Genomic DNA, 15,343 nt, shown 5'->3' on the forward strand with positions numbered 1-15,343 from the left:
CCTTAGGATGGGCGCGTTCGCGACGGCCACGGGGAGTCAGATGCGCTGGTGGAATCGGGAGTTCGCCCGGCAGATGCTGGTCCTGCCGCTGATCATTCCGGCACTGTTCCTCCCGGGGGAGACGCTGCTCAGGGTCCTCGCCGGCTGGAATCTCTACTTCGCCGGCTACCTGCTGCTGACCTGGCTGACGTTCCGCCGCCGCTCACCGGAGGCGCTTCGTGAGCTGGTGCTGGCGACGTCACGGCAAGGAGTCGCCGACCGCTGGTTCCAGAGCACGCCGGAGCAGTTCGCCCAGGGTGCGGCGATGATCGCCCTCTTCGCGACCGTCTCGGCGCTGCCGCGGGCCGAGTCACTCGGCGCGCCGCCAAAACTGGCCCTGGCGATCTGCGTCCTGGCCGTCATCACCGCCTGGCTGGCGCTCCAGATCGCCTTCGTGATCTCGTACCTGGCCTTACACGCCCGATCCGGCGGGTTCGACTTCCCAGGCACCGACGAACCGGGCCTGGTCGACTTCGCCTACTTCGCGGTCTCCGTCGGTACGACGTTCGGTACCACTGACGTGACCGTCACCCAGAGCCGCGTCCGCCGCCGGGTGCTCGCGCACGCGACCCTCGCGTTCGTCTTCAACACCCTCATCCTGGCCACGGCCGTCACCTTCGTCACGTCGTACCTGACGAACTAGCTGATCGGCCGGCCGTTGCTCAGGTTGTGCAGCTGGCCCGGCTTCGCGAGCAGCAGCGGGAGGCGGCGCGCGTTCAGCGGCGAGACCAGGCCTTCGAGCGCCTCGGGGGAGTGCCAGCCGATGGCGAGGATCTCGCGACCGTCCGGTTGCAGGGTCTGCAGGATGGACGGGTCGTGGACGCCGCCGTCGTACAGGATCTCGACGGCGTCGCCCCAGCCTTCCCAGCGCGGGAGCCAGTCGATGGCGAGGACGCCGAGCAGCGGCAGGGCGAGGCCCAGCTCCTCTTCCATCTCACGGGAGGCGCCGGTGGCCGGGTCCTCATCAGGTTCGACGACGCCGCCCGGCAGCTCGCGGTCCTGTTTGTAGCTGACCTGGCAGAGCAGCACGCGACCACTGGTGTCGCGGACGACGACGTGCGCGATCACCCGCTTCTTCGGAAGAGCGGAGTCCATCAGTGTGGTCCAGCCGAGCAGGCTGTCCGGCCGCGGGTCGTCGCTGCGCATGCCGTAGATGGCCAGATCCCGCCGCTCGCCGTCCACGAGGGCTGCGCCGCGCAGTAGGCCCTCGCGCCGGAAACCGGACCGAATCGCCACCCGCGCCGAAGAGTGCAGCTCCGGGTCCACCTCTATCTGCAGCCGGGCCAAGCCGAGCTGACTGAAGGCGTACTCCGAAACCAGCCGCACTGCGCGCTGTGCGACGTCGGAGCCGCCCTCCAGCGCCCAAACGACCAGACCGACGCCAACCGTCGTCCGCCGGACCTCTACGGTCCCGAAGGCGCCCACGGTGAAGACCGTCACGTCTTCACCGTCCTGGGACAGCTGCAGCGTCAGGTCACCATCGGTCAGTTCGGCGGTCACACCCTGAACGCTACCCGTCGTACCGCAAGTACACCGTGGCCAGGGGCGGCACGGACAGCTCGGTGCTGGTTGCCATCCCGTGCCACTCCGGGCCGTCGGCCTGGACGGCGCCCAGGTTGCCGACCCCGGAGCCGCCGTACGAGCCGGCGTCGGTGTTGATCGCCTCGGACCACTGACCGGCGTACGGGAGCCCGAGCCGGTAGCCGTGATGCGGTACGGCGGAGAAGTTCGCGATGCAGGCGATGGTCGGCTCACCCTCGGCGCCGAAGCGGACGAACGAGAACACGTTGTTCCCGGCGTCGTTGGCGTCGATCCAGCTGAACTTCTCCGGGTCGTGGTCGGTGCCCCACAGCGCGGCGGTGTCCTTGTAGACGTGGTTCAGGTCGCGGACCAGGTCGCGCAGACCGCGGTGGTCGGCGTGGTCCAGCAGCCACCAGTCCAGCTCGCCCTTCTCGGACCACTCCGACTCCTGGCCGAACTCGCAGCCCATGAACAGCAGCTGCTTACCCGGGTGCGCCCACATCATCGCCAGGTAAGCGCGCAGGTTCGCCAGCTGCTGCCAGCGGTCGCCGGGCATCTTGCGCAGCAGCGAACCCTTGCCGTGCACGACCTCGTCGTGCGACAGCGGCAGGACGAAGTTCTCCGAGTAGGCGTACATCATCGAGAACGTCAGCTCGTGGTGGTGGTACTGCCGGTGCACCGGCTCGTGCTCCAGGTAGCGGAGCGAGTCGTTCATCCAGCCCATGTTCCACTTGAAGCCGAACCCGAGCCCGCCGAGATGGGTGTCCCGGGTGACGCCCGGCCAGGACGTCGACTCCTCGGCGACCGTGATCACGCCCGGGACGCGCTTGTAGAGCGTCGCGTTCATCTCCTGCAGGAACGACACGGCCTCCAGGTTCTCCCGGCCGCCGTACTGGTTCGGCACCCACTGACCCTCTTGGCGTGAGTAGTCCAGGTAGAGCATCGAGGCGACCGCGTCGACGCGCAGGCCGTCGATGTGGAACTCCTCGGCCCAGTAGATCGCGTTCGCGACCAGGAAGTTGCGGACCTGCGGGCGGCCGAAGTCGAAGACCAGCGTGCCCCAGTCGGGCTGCTCGCCGCGGCGCGGATCCGGGTGCTCGTACAGCGGCGTCCCGTCGAACCGGGCCAGCGCCCACGCGTCCTTCGGGAAGTGCGCCGGCACCCAGTCGACCAGGACGCCGATGCCCGCCTGGTGCAGCTTGTCGACCAGGAAGCGGAAGTCGTCCGGGTCGCCGAACCGGGACGTCGGCGCGAAGTACGACGTCACCTGGTAGCCCCAGGAACCGCCGAACGGGTGCTCCATCACCGGCATGAACTCGACATGGGTGAAACCCATATCGTTGACATAGGCAACGAGCTCGTCGGCCAGCTCGCGGTAGCTCTTGCCCTTGCGCCAGGAGCCGAGGTGCACCTCGTAGACGCTCATCGGCTCGGCGTAGGCCTGCGACGCCGCCCGGCGCTCCAGCCACTCGGCGTCCGCCCACTCGTACGTCGACTCGTGGACGACCGACGCGTTCGCCGGGGGAACCTCGGCCAGGTTGGCCATCGGGTCCGCCTTCTGGCGCCAGACGCCGTCCCGGCCGCAGATGTCGAACTTGTACCGGGTGCCGGCGCCGACGCCGGGGACGAACAGCTCCCAGACGCCCGACGAGCCCAGCGAGCGCAGCGGATGCGCGCGGCCGTCCCAGAAGTTGAAGTCGGCGGTCAGCCGGACGCCCTGCGCGTTCGGGGCCCAGACGGCGAACGACGTCCCGGTCACGGCTCCGGCCGGGCCCTCGTACCGGCGGACGTGCGCGCCGAGCACCGTCCACAGCTGCTCGTGGCGGCCCTCACCGATCAGGTGCAGGTCGATCTCGCCGAGCGACGGCAGGTAGCGGTACGGGTCGTCCACCTCGAGCGCGGGCCCGTCGGTGTAGCCGACCTCGAGCCGGTAGTCCGGCACCTTGTCGGTGTCGATCACGCCGACCCACACGCCGTCGTGCTCGTGCCGCAACTCCAGCCGCTGCGCATCCCCGTGCAGAACGGTGACAGCACTGGCGAACGGCCGCAGCACCCGCACCGTCACGCCACTCGCGCCCAGATGCGGCCCGAGCACCTGGTGCGGATCGTGATAAGTCCCACCGACCACCCGATCCAAGACGGTCCGTTCCACCGGAACCGCTGTCACCAAAGGCTGGTCGGCCGAAACCACCGGTACCTCCATGGCTTCGTTCTCACTCGATCCCATATGCACATCCTGCCCGATCGCGGCCACGTTCACTGCACCCCGTACCCGCCGACTCGCCGCCTACACACTCGCGGTCTGGACCGGGGTCAGCCTTCCGCGGATTCGGCCTCGGCGAGCGCCGCCACGGCCGAGAGCGGGATGCGCAGCCAGGTCGGGCGGTTGCGGGCCTCGTAGAGGCATTCGTAGATGAGTTTGTCGGCGAGGAAAGCGCTGAGCAGGACGGACTGCTGCCGCGGGTCCGTGCCGGCGACCTCGGCGTAGCCGTCGCAGAAGGCCTGCTGGTTACGGGTCGCCCATTCCGAGGCCCGGTAGGCGATCTGCTGGTCGCCTTCGTGGTCGGTGAGCAGGAGCGAGCGGGCCGCGTAGTCGAACGAGCGGAGCATGCCCGCGATGTCCTTGACGGCGGTGTCGAGGGCACGGCGCTCGATCAGCGACTTGGCCGGCTCGCCCTCGAAGTCGATCAGCTTCCAGCCGTCGATCGTCCGGAGCACCTGACCGAGGTGGAAGTCGCCGTGGATGCGCTGCACGATCACCGGCTGGTCGGTGGCCGCGAGTGCGTCGAAGGCCCGGCCGAGGCCGGCGGCGTACGGCGCGAGCTCGGGGATCGCCGCGACCGCCTGGTCGAGGCGGCGCTGCATGGCGGCGGCGTGCTCGACGAGTTTGTCCTGCTCCCAGACGTCGGTGCCCAGCGCTTTGGCCAGCTCGGAGTGCACCTGGGCGGTGCTGGCGCCGAGCCGGTGCGACTCACCGGCGAAGTCGCCGCCGACCTCGGCCGCGTGCAGGTCGGCCTCGGCGTACAGGTCCCGGACGGAGGACGTCGCGAACGCCCAGCCGTCGGTCGCGTTCTTCTGGAACGCCGTCATCATGGCGAGCTCACCGCTGTCGGTGCCGCCGCCGGCGCGCGGCCAGCTGCCGCGCGCCGAACCCAGCACCTCCGGGACCAGCTCGGACCCGGACTCGGTGAGCGCCGACTCGATCTCGACCCCGGGATTGCTCCCGGGCTCGAGCCGGCGGAACACCTTCAGCAGCGCGACGTCGCCGAAGACCAGCGACGTGTTGGACTGCTCGACCGTCAGCACCAGGGACTGCGCGTCCTCCGGGACGACGGTCGCGCCCTCCGGCGCGTGCACCGGGTGGAACTCCAGGCCGTCGAGAGTGCGGCCGTTGGTCAGGCCGTCCAGCCAGTACGGCGTGGCTTCCTTGTCGTGCAGGGCGTCGTACACCCAGACGCGGGTGTCGTCGAGGTCCTGCTCCGCCCAGTCGCCGATCAGGGCGTGGCCGAGGTTGTCGACCGGCGCCCGGTGGTAGCTGAGCGGGAGCTGGTACACCCGGATCGGGGTGTCCGACCCGGGGGGACCCGAACAGTAGACGAACCCGATCCGGACCGCGGGCCAAACGCCCTCGCCGGACAACCAGGCCGAGGTGGCGATGGCGTCGACGACGACGTCGTGTCCCTTCTCCCCGAACCAGCGCTGGTTCGTGCAGAAGGACTGGACCTGGTCCAGATGGGAAGTCACGAAATGCTCTCCTCATGGTCGTCCGACTTGGCCACGGGCAGCCGGAACCAGTAGAAACCGTGGGCGCCGAGGGTCAAAAGGTAGGGCAACTCCCCGATCGCCGGGAAGTGCACCCCGCCGAGAAGCTCGACCGGTTCCACGCCCTGCCACTGCCGCAGGTCGAGTTCGATCGGCTGCGGGAAGCGGGACAGGTTGTTCACGCACAGGACGACGTCGTCGCCGAACTCGCGGATGTACGACAGGACGCTCGGGTTCGAGCCGCCCAGATCGGTGAAGGTGCCCATCCCGAAACAGGGGTGCTGTTTACGGGTCTGGATCATCCGCCGGGTCCAGTGCAGCAGCGAGGAGGCGTTCTCCATCTCGGCCTCGACGTTCACCGCCTGGTAGCCGTAGACCGGGTCCATGATCACGGGCAGGCTGAGCTTGCCCGGGGTCGCGGTGGAGAACGAGGCGTTGCGGTCCGGGGACCACTGCATCGGCGTCCGGACGCCGTCGCGGTCGCCGAGCCAGATGTTGTCGCCCATCCCGATCTCGTCGCCGTAGTACAGGATCGGCGAGCCGGGCAGCGACAGCAGCATCGCCGTGAACAACTCCATCTTGTTGGTGTCGTTGTCCAGCAGCGGGGCCAGCCGGCGGCGGATGCCGATATTCGCCTTCATCCGCGGGTCCTGCGCGTACTCCGACCACATGTAGTCGCGGTCCTCGTCGGTGACCATCTCGAGCGTCAGCTCGTCGTGGTTGCGCAGGAAGATGCCCCACTGGCAGGTGTCCGGGATGGCCGGGGTCTGGGCCAGGATCTCCGAGATCGGGAACCGCGACTCGCGCCGCACGCCCATGAAGATCCGCGGCATCACCGGGAAGTGGAACGCCATCTGGCACTCGTCGCCGCCCGAGTCGCGGTCGCCGAAGTAGTCGACCACGTCGGCCGGCCACTGGTTGGCCTCGCAGAGCAGGATCCGGTCCTCGTAGTTCGCGTCGACCTCTTTGCGGACCCGCTTGAGGAACTCGTGGGTGCGCGGGAGGTTCTCGCAGTTGGTGCCGTCCTCCTCGAACAGGTACGGCACGGCGTCCAGCCGGAAACCGTCGATGCCGAGGTCGAGCCAGAACTTCAGCGCCTCGATCATCGCGTCGCCGACGGCCGGGTTCTCGAAGTTGAGGTCCGGCTGGCTGGAGTAGAACCGGTGCCAGAAGTACTGGCCGCGGACCGGGTCCCACGTCCAGTTCGACTGCTCGGAGTCGACGAAGATGATCCGGGCGTCGCCGTACGGCTCGTCGGTGTCGGACCAGACGTAGAAGTCGCCGTACGGGCCGTCCGGGTTGGCGCGGGACTCCTGGAACCAGGGGTGCTGGTCCGAGGTGTGGTTCATCACGAAGTCGACGATCACGCGCATCCCGCGGGCGTGCGCGGCCTCCATGAAGGCGGCGAAGTCCTGGATCGTGCCGACCTCCGGCATCACGCCGGTGTAGTCGGAGATGTCGTAACCGCCGTCCCGCAACGGTGACGGGTAGAACGGCGGCAGCCACAGGCAGTCCACGCCGAGCCACTCGAGATAGTCGAGTTTCTCGGTCAGGCCTTGCAGGTCGCCGATGCCGTCGGCGTTCGAGTCCTTGAACGATCGCACCAGGACCTCGTAGAAGACGGCCCGCTTGAACCACAGCGGATCCTTCTTCGTCAGTCCGTGGTGCTGCTCCGGCAGCATGTCGGTCACGCTCACCTCCATCGGGAAGGTTGTGGGTCGGGCCGGCCCAGGGCGCGCACTGACCTCCCGTACCCATTACCGGGCTCGTCAAAAGAGGCAGTGCGTGAACCCGGTCGGACCCGGTGATTGGGGTACGTCGCGCGACGGACGGTTCCGCGTGATCGTCGCGCTTAGTCTGACCGCCCTTTGCCAGTACAAGCAAATGGACCGGCCGACATCCCACCCAATAAGACCTCTGGCCTACTGGTCTCAGATGTTCAGCGTCCGGAGCCGAAGCCCCGTTTGTTGCTCTTGCCGTGCCGCTGGGTGCTCTGCCGCTCGCCCTGCGCGGCGTCGTTGCCCTTCCCGCCGGCCGGCGTGACGCCCTCGTTGGCCAGCCGCATCGCGTCGTCCCCGCTGTCCCGGCCGGACTTGTCCTGCTTGATCCCGGCCTGGCGCTCGATGTTGCTCCACGTCCCGGTCTTGATCTCTTCCTTCTTCGGGACGATGACCGTGCGGCCGCTGCTGTTTTTGTAGGTGATGTGGCTGCCGTTCTGGCGGACCGGCTCGAAGCCCTCTTCGCGCAGCTTGCGGTCGGCGTCCCGGAATTTCTTGGGCATTACGGCAGCTCGATCTTCACGACCAGCTGCTCGGGCACGCCGACCTCCTCGGCGAGCAGGGCGATCGCGGCGCGCAGGTCCTCGATCGCCTCCTCACGGGTGTCGCCCTGCCCGTTGGCGAACGCCTCGGGCGTCAGCGCGGCCTGCGCGGCCCAGGCGCCGTCCTCGTCCTGCTCGACGAGGAAGGGGACATGAATCTCTTGCTGCACGGTCGTCCTCCAGGATGTGATCACTCCGGGTCACGATCGTACGACGCAACGGGATCACTCCGGCGGGGCGACCGACTTCCGCGGCTTCCGGACGTACTTCGTGAAGCCCGCGCGCTCGGCGTCCGCCTCCGTCCGGAACCACACCTCCGCCTTCGTCCGCCCGTAGTACGGCGACTCCGGCGTGTGGAACAGCATCGACTGCGCATTCCCCTTGATCGTGAACCCGTCCGGCGGCCCCTGGTGCGGCACCGCCTCCGCCGACCCCTCCCCGTACCGCCCAGGCGCCACCACATCCTGGTCGAACAACGTCGGCTCCGAATCCATCACCCGCGAGAACTGCCCACGCCCCTCGGACGCCGCTCGCGCGGCCGGAGCCGAGGCGGACGCCGCCGGCGCGGGCTCGGCCGCAGGCGGCGCAACACCTTCGTCCGGCTCGGGCTTGTCAGGCGCCGCTGAGGGGGTGTGCGTTGGGCCTTCTGCTGGTGTTGCGTGGGTGGCTGGGGCCGGGCTGGCAGCTGCTGCCACCGGAGCCGCGGACGCCGCTGGCTCGGGTTCGGCTGCGGGCGGCGCGACAGCTTCGTCCGGCTCGGGTTTGGCAGGCGCCGCTGAGGGGGTGCGCGTTGGGGCTTCTGCTGGTGTTGCGTGGGTGGCCGTGCGGGGGGCCGGTTCTGTTCGGGCTGGTGGTTCGGCCTGGGGCTGGGTGGCCGTGCCTGCGGTGGGGGTGGGGGCTGCGCCTACCAGCACTGGTTCGGCGGCTTCGGGGTGTTCTGCTGTTGGGGGTGGGGTGTGGGGGCGGCGGTCTAGGAGGTACCAGGTGATGGCGGCGCCCAGGAGGAAGGCGGCGAGGGTCCAGGGCCAGTTGTGGCGGAGGAGCCAGCTCATGTGTGGGCCTTCCGGGTGGCGCGGTGGAGGAGGTAGGTGAGGGCGCTTCCGAGGAGGAAGGCGGTGAGGAGGAGGAGCCAGTTCTGGGCGATCAGCCAGGTCATCAGTTCTCCTGCAGGGGTCTGATCTCGGCGCGGCGGTTGGCGATCCGGCCGGTGGCGGTGGAGTTGGAGGCGATCGGGAACGCCTGGCCGTAGCCGGCGGCGACCAGACGGTCGGCGGGGACGCCGAGGCGCACGAGCTGGTTCTTGAGCGCGGCGGCGCGCTGCTCGGACAGCGGGAGGCTGCTGGCGGGGGAGCCGAGGTTGTCGGTGTGACCGGCGACCTCGACGCGGGCCGTCGGGCAGGTCTTGAGCAGTTCCGCGGCCCGGACGACCGCCGGCTTCGAGGCGTCGTTGACGATCGCCGTCCCGGACAGGAAGTTGATCCGCTGCTGCCGGCCGAACTCCGCCAGCCGGCTCTTGAACGTCCGGCACGGCTCACTCTGCGTCGGCTTCGCCGTCGGCACGATCAGCTCGTCCGCGACGACCGCCCCCGGCACCGCCTTCGCCGCGGCCCGCGCCGCCATCGCCTTGGTCGCCTGGTCCGGCACCTCGCCGCTCAGCGTGACCGTGCTCCCGTCGTACCGGACCGACGCGTCACCGGTCCCGATCGCCAGCGCGGACAGCAGCGCGGTCAGCGTGGTCGGCTCGACGAACCCCTTGGCCGCATCGACCGTGACGCGCTCGTCGTACTCCCGATCCGGCCCGAGCAGCTTCTCGACCTCGGTCCGCAACACATCCTTCGCCAGCTCACTCCGCACGACCGCCTGAACGCGGATGGCCGTCTCCGTCCGCCCGAGCTCGAACCCGGCCTCCGGCTCCGGCTCCGGGCTCGGAGTCTCGCCGCCCTGATCGGCCTGCCCACGTTCGATCGAGACGACGCGGACGCCGTCCACCCCGGCGACGATCTCGCGCAGGTGCGTCTCGTCCACATCGGTGGACACGGAGACCGTGGCGTCCCGCCCGTCCATCCGCACGGAGGCGTTGACACCGCCGGCTCTGAGCGCCGCCTCCGTCCGCGCACGCAGCTGATCCTCAGTAGACCCCGCGGTCGCCGGCACCAGCACGGCGACGAGCAGCACGGGTACGGCAAGAGCCGCGAGCAGCCAGATGACGAGCGGCCGCCGAACGAGTCCGGACACTGTTCCTCCGTCAGAAGCGGTCCTCCGACGGGTGCGGGCCGAAGTGACCGTGCGCGAGGAGACTACTCCGCCGCGCACACGCAGCGCACGCGGGATCGCAAATCAAGGCCGCGTGTCGCTCTGACCGGATCCGGTCAAACTGTCCTGACGTTGACAGTTCGCATTTGTGCCAGCCCGACGTGCAGGGAATCCCTTGACTTAGTTCGTGGCTTAAACCGTACTTGTACGGCGTTTGCCCACACCGTTCGACCGCCCGGTGGGCACACAGGGGAGGAACTGCTCATGGAGGGGACGTCCGAATCGTCGCTGATCATCGGCGTGGCCACGTCGACGGCCGAGCGGATTCAGCTGGCCCGGCTGCTCGGCGACGCCGACGCGCTGCTACTGGTGTCCAGTGCTGAACAAGCCCGGGTGTTCCTGGAGCTGACCGAGACGCTGGCCGCGACGCCCCCGCCGGTCGTCGTGGCGCCGGGCGTCGTCCCGCGCCTGGACCAGCCGACGCAGCTGGAAGAGGAGCTGTTCCTGGACGTCGAACGGCGTACCGTCCGGTGGCGTGATCGTGAGGTGCCGCTGACCCGGCTCGAACACGACTTCCTGCACTGTCTGGTCGAGGAGCCCGGCCGAGTGTGGACCTACCAGCGGCTGCACCATGCTGTCTGGGGCAACGAGCATCTGGGCCACGGCTCCCACATTCACTCAGTGGTGAAGCGCCTGCGGCAGAAGCTGGCCAATCTGGGCGCCACGGTGACCATCCACGCCGTCCGCGGCGTCGGCTTCCACCTGCTGCCTACTACCTAGCAAAGGGCCAGGCCCCGGACCAGTGAAGGTCCGGGGCCTGGCTGTTGCTGTAGCTGGTTACTTGAGCGACTTCAGTGCGAAGTCCTCGGTGACCGGCTCATCGGCCAGCAGCTCCGTCGAACGGGTCTGCGGCTTGTAGCCGTCCTTGGCGGCGATCAGCGTGAGCGGGTTGTTGCGGATGTCCAACCAGTACGCGTACTCACCGCTGGCGTCCGTGCTGAACGTGTAGGACTGCGCCCACGAGTCCACCTGGACGGTCGCACCGGCGAGCGGAGCGCTGGCGCCGGTCTTGCTGACGCCGGTCACCGTGCCCTGGATCTTGGCCCAGGTGCTCGGCGGGGTGACGCTCAGCTTGATGTCGACCGGAGCCACCGAGTACGGCGTGTCCTCGCCGATGGTGACCGCGCCGGTGTAGGTGCCCGGCTGGTCGACGTTCGCGTTCAGCGTGACCTTGACCGTCGTGGACTCGCCCGGGGCCAGCTCGGCTTCGGTCTTGTCCAGCGCCAGCCAGCTCACGTCGGCCGCGGACTCCGTGCAGTTCTCCAGGCCCGGCAGGTTCTCACTGTCGTCGGTGGCGGTGAAGCCACCCGACGAGCCGCCGACCTTGTAGAAGCCACAGGCCGCGCCGCCGCGGTACCGCGCCTGGTTGGCGTTCGGCAGCGCCGACCAGGTGCCGGCGGCCGGGTCGAAGGCGAAGCCGGCGTTGGTGACGGCGCCCGCCTGGACCCCGCCGACGACGTTGAACTTGCCGTTGGCCACCGCGTACGAACCGGCCCAGTGGTCGGCCGGAGCGTCGGCGATCGCCGTCCACGAGTCCGCACCCGGGTCGTAGACGTAGGCGTTCTTCAGCGAGTTCGTGCCGTCGTTACCGCCGGCGCAGTAGACCTTGCCGTCGATCGCGCCACAGGACGCGAACGCCACCGACTTCGGGTACGGCGCCTTGGTCGCCCAGGTGTCGGCGTCGGCGTCGTACTCGACGACGGTGTTGCTCATCGGCGTACAGCTGGCAGTGGTGCAGCCGCCGATGGCGTACAGCTTGCCGTTCGCGACGGCCTGGCCCGCGGCAGCCCGCGGAGCCGGGTTGGCCGCGACGGCGCTCCACGCGTTGGCGGCCGGGTCGTACGACCAGGTCGCCGCGTCCGGACCGGACGCGCCCCAGCCGGAGCTGGCGATGATCTTGCCGCCGACGGCGCCCAGGGTGACGGCGTTGCGAGCACCCGGCAGCGGGGCGATCGCGGTCCAGGCCTTGGCGGCCGGGTCGTACACGTAGCTGTTCGCGCTCGAGGCCGTGCCGTTGCCGCCGGCGATCGAGTAGATCTTGCCGTCGACGGTGACGACGCGGTTGTCCATCACGACCGACGGGTAGTCGGCGATCCCGGCCCACGGCGGGGCCTGCGGCCCGTCAGCGGCCGGAACGGCGGCGCCGTTGGTCTTGTCCGGCGACTGCGCGAACGACGTCGGGACGTCGAGCCGCTGCAGCGGAGCGCCCTTGCTGTTCAGCACCTGCGCCTTGGTGGTCGTGCTGCCGTCGGCGTTCTGCAGGACGAAGCCGTTGTCCTTCTCGCCGAACTTGACCTTGACCGGGGCGCCACCGGTGTTGGTGACGACGACGTTCTTGGTCGTCTTGGCGTTGCCCAGCGGCAGCGAGGCGTTGATGTCGCCCGGCGTGACGCTCAGCTGACCGGCGTCCAGCGTGTAGTCGGCGCTGGTCACCCAGTCCGCCTCCACGGCGACGGTCGACTGCGCGCTGACGTAGTTGCCGGCCTTGGCCGTGAAGCCCTGGTCGCCGTCAGCCGAGGAGTAGAGCCAGTAGAAGCCGTCGCCGAGGCCGGTGTCCTCCGGCGTCGCGACCGTGGTCGCGGACTCCGTCGAGCCGTCGCGGGTGACGACCGCGCCGTTCACGGCGCCGCCGGTGTTGGCGTCCTTGACGTTGCCGACGACCAGACCGCCGCCGGTCGGCTCGCAGAAGACCTTGCCGAACAGGACGTTGTCGACCTGCCACCACCAGTCGTACGACGCGTCGTAGTAGCGGAAGCGGACCTGGACGGCCGCCTTGTTCGCGGCCTGCGGCAACGCGATGGTCTTCACGCCGCGGTTGCCGGCGGTCTGCCGGAGCACGTTGGTCCAGGTGGTGCCGCCGTCGACGGTCACGTCGACATCGGCCTTCTCACCGCTGATGTAGCGCAGGTCCTGGTTGAACCGGACCTTCGGCGAATCGTTGCCGGAGAAGTCCAGTACCGGGCTGACCAGCGACGTGTCCTGGGTCTGGTCCCGTCCGTACTTGTCGCTGTCGATGATCGCGAAACCGCCGGTCCCGCCGGTCAGGTTGCCGCGCTTACCCGGGTCGTCGAACGTCCAGACCTGCCCGTTGCCCTTGCCGTCCACGACGGTCCAGCCGCTGGGTGCGGTGGTGCCGTCGAACGCCTCGACCGAGCCCTCGGTGGCCTCGCGGTAGCCGGGAGCGGTGAAGCAGCCGTCGCCGTCGCGGACCGGGACGGCGACGTTCTTGGTCAGGTTGCCGGCGCCGACCGTGATCGGCACGGTCGTCGTCTGGTAGCCGGGGATCTGCGACTCGACCTTGAGGGTGTACGAGGCGCTGCCCGGAACCTTGAAGCTGAACCGGCCGTTGGTCGGCGTCGTGTAGTCGAACGTGCCGCCGGGGCCCTCGACCGAGACCTTCGCGTACAGCGGCCAGCCGTGGCCGGAGCCGTCGGTGATGGTGCCGCCGACGCTGACCAGCGGCTTGCTCTCCAGCGCGAAGTTCTTCGTGGTGGTCTGGCCGGTGGTGACGGCGGCGGTCGCGGTCTGCGACTTGTACCCGAACGACTCCACCGTCAGCGAGTAGTCGCCGGTCGCGAGGACGACGGAGTACGCGCCGGTGCTGTTCGTGGTCAGAACCTTGTCGGCCTGGCCGGCTGCCTTGACCGTGACGCTGGCGCCGGCGAGCGCGGCGCCGCCGGTCGCGGCGGTGACCTTGCCGGCGAGCGTGCCGGTCTGGCCGATCGGGGCGGCGTTCAGCAGCGCGAGCGCGTCGAGCCGGCCCTCGCCGAAGACGTTGTTGTTCTCGGCGGTGCCGCCGCAGGTGGTGTCCGCGACGTTGGTCGCCGTCGAGTTCAGCAGCGCCCGCGTGGCGGCGACGTTGCCCTTCAGGGTCGGCGCGGCGGCCCAGAGCAGCGCGACCGCGCCGGCCAGGTGCGGCGAGGCCATCGACGTGCCGTTGAAGGCCGCGTAGCCGTTGCCGGGGACGCTGGACCGGACGTTGACGCCCGGCGCCGCGATGTTCGGCTTGATGGTGCCGTTCTGGCCCGCGCCGCGCGCCGAGAAGCTCGCGATCGCGTTGTTGATGTCGTAGGCGCCGACCGAGTAGTTGCTGGTCGAGCTGCCGGGGGAGCCGGACGTCGCGCAGTTGGGTCCGCTGTTGCCGTTGGAGAACGCGCCGAAGATCCCGGACGCCGTCCAGGCCAGGGTGACGTCTTCCATGAACGGGTCGTTCGACGGCGCGCGGGTGCCCCACGAGTTGTTGATGATGTTGGGCCGCTTGCTCGCGTCGGGGTTCTGCCCGGCGAGGTTGGTCGGCTGCAGCATCCACTGCCCGGAGTTGATCAGCGCGGCGTCGCTCGGGCAGCAGCCGTTCGCGGCGATCCACTTGACGCCGGGCGCGACGCCGATCTGGTTGGCGGCGCCGTCGTCACCGGCCATGGTGCCCATCGTGTGGGTGCCGTGGCCGTTGGTGTCGCCGGGCTGCGCCGGCGAGGAGCCGGCCGCGTCGAACCAGTTGTAGTTGTGGTCGAACTGCCCGTTGCCGAGGTTGCCGCGGTACTGGTTCACCAGCGCCGGGTGGTCGTACTGGACGCCGGTGTCGATGTTGGCGATCGTGATCCCGGCGCCCTTGTTGCCGAACTGCGTCCAGACCTGGTTCGCCTTGATGTTGGCGACGCCCCACTCGACCGCGTTGATCTCGTTCTGGTTGGCGCCGGCGGTGGTCTCCGGAACCTCGATCTGCTGCGGGTTGTAGAGCCCGGCGACCTCGCTGTGCGCGGCCAGCTGCTTGGCCAGATCCAGGGAGCCCTTCTCGACCCGGACCGCGTTCGTCGCCCAGAAGGCCTTGTACGGCACGCCGGCCGCGTCGAGCTCGGCCTTGACCTTCTTCTGGCTGGCGGTCGCGGTCTTCTGCAGGGCCTCCGCGACCGCGGTCCCGCGCTTGGTCCAGTCCGCGATCTTGCTCGCGGCGGCCAGGTCGGCCTTGGCGCCGAAGTACACCCAGTAGTCGGTGTCGGCGGCCTTCGCGTCCTTGCCGGAGAACTTCTCCATCAGGTCCGGCTTGATCTTGGCGGCGGGATCGGTTCCCGTCGGCTTGGTGGGCGGTGCGGCCTGGGCGGCGCCGGCGCCGAGCCCGGTCGCGACGACGGCCACCGTCGCCAAGGCGCCGACCAGAGTTCTGGCCAGCCCCTTTCGTCTGCTGTCTGACATGTCTTCGCAGCCCCTCACTGTGACGACCCCGAGTTGACTCCCCCGAGTCATGTGGTGCGCAGAGGGGCGCGACGGGCGGATCGCGCAGGGCGGTGAACCGGTTGAGCGAACGCGCTCGGTGCCCCCCAGGTCGCCGCGTGTGACGCGGCGAGCCTGCCGAGGACGATATGTGTCAGAGAAAGGGCCGAACAAGCACAC

General features: G+C 69.3%; 11 protein-coding genes. 2 read left to right on the forward strand and 9 right to left on the reverse strand.

Annotated elements, in window-relative coordinates; genetic code table 11:
• Window positions 1–40 precede the first annotated feature (40 nt).
• Window positions 41–682: a DUF1345 domain-containing protein gene (locus ACZ6ZD_RS34335; RefSeq protein ID WP_465678501.1), complete on the forward strand. Its 642-nt coding sequence runs from the start codon at window positions 41–43 to the stop codon at window positions 680–682.
• Here ACZ6ZD_RS34335 and ACZ6ZD_RS34340 read toward each other — a convergent pair.
• From ACZ6ZD_RS34340 to arfA, 8 genes are all read right to left on the reverse strand, one after another.
• Window positions 679–1,539, reverse strand: a complete 861-nt coding sequence (locus ACZ6ZD_RS34340) for an NUDIX hydrolase (protein WP_465678502.1) — start codon at window positions 1,537–1,539, stop codon at window positions 679–681. The genes ACZ6ZD_RS34335 and ACZ6ZD_RS34340 overlap by 4 nt on opposite strands.
• Window positions 1,540–1,549: 10 nt before the next feature.
• Entirely contained in the window at window positions 1,550–3,787 is a 2,238-nt protein-coding gene (gene glgB / locus ACZ6ZD_RS34345; RefSeq protein WP_465678504.1) for a 1,4-alpha-glucan branching protein GlgB, read from the reverse strand.
• Between the two features lie 86 nt (window positions 3,788–3,873).
• Window positions 3,874–5,304, reverse strand: coding sequence for a maltokinase N-terminal cap-like domain-containing protein (locus tag ACZ6ZD_RS34350; protein ID WP_465678505.1), 1,431 nt, complete (start codon window positions 5,302–5,304; stop codon window positions 3,874–3,876).
• The gene (gene treS, locus ACZ6ZD_RS34355; RefSeq protein WP_465678857.1) at window positions 5,301–7,004 is read right to left on the reverse strand and encodes a maltose alpha-D-glucosyltransferase; all 1,704 of its coding nucleotides are present in this window, start codon (window positions 7,002–7,004) and stop codon (window positions 5,301–5,303) included. The genes ACZ6ZD_RS34350 and treS overlap by 4 nt, the downstream gene beginning before the upstream one ends.
• A 257-nt stretch (window positions 7,005–7,261) precedes the next feature.
• Complete coding sequence (locus tag ACZ6ZD_RS34360) at window positions 7,262–7,603, reverse strand: type II toxin-antitoxin system HicA family toxin (protein WP_465678506.1); 342 nt, start codon at window positions 7,601–7,603, stop codon at window positions 7,262–7,264.
• A complete protein-coding gene (locus tag ACZ6ZD_RS34365) occupies window positions 7,603–7,812 on the reverse strand; it encodes a type II toxin-antitoxin system HicB family antitoxin (RefSeq protein ID WP_465678508.1) in 210 nt (69 codons plus the stop codon). The genes ACZ6ZD_RS34360 and ACZ6ZD_RS34365 overlap by 1 nt, the downstream gene beginning before the upstream one ends.
• 54 nt (window positions 7,813–7,866) lie before the next feature.
• The gene (locus ACZ6ZD_RS34370) at window positions 7,867–8,694 is read right to left on the reverse strand and encodes a sunset domain-containing protein (RefSeq protein WP_465678510.1); all 828 of its coding nucleotides are present in this window, start codon (window positions 8,692–8,694) and stop codon (window positions 7,867–7,869) included.
• Window positions 8,695–8,797: 103 nt separating this feature from the next.
• Window positions 8,798–9,877 carry a channel-forming protein ArfA/OmpATb gene (arfA, locus tag ACZ6ZD_RS34375; RefSeq protein WP_465678511.1) on the reverse strand — a complete coding sequence of 360 codons (1,080 nt, stop codon included), beginning with the start codon at window positions 9,875–9,877 and terminating at the stop codon, window positions 8,798–8,800.
• 282 nt (window positions 9,878–10,159) lie between these two features.
• Between arfA and ACZ6ZD_RS34380 the strand changes: the two genes are divergently transcribed.
• Entirely contained in the window at window positions 10,160–10,675 is a 516-nt protein-coding gene (locus ACZ6ZD_RS34380) for a winged helix-turn-helix domain-containing protein (RefSeq protein WP_465678513.1), read from the forward strand.
• A gap of 57 nt (window positions 10,676–10,732) precedes the next feature.
• Here ACZ6ZD_RS34380 and ACZ6ZD_RS34385 read toward each other — a convergent pair whose 3' ends face one another.
• Window positions 10,733–15,145 (reverse strand): S8 family serine peptidase, encoded by a 4,413-nt coding sequence (locus ACZ6ZD_RS34385; RefSeq protein WP_465678515.1) that lies wholly within the window; start codon window positions 15,143–15,145, stop codon window positions 10,733–10,735.
• Between the last annotated feature and the right edge of the window lie 198 nt (window positions 15,146–15,343).

This window comes from Kribbella sp. NPDC104218 (assembly GCF_055584105.1).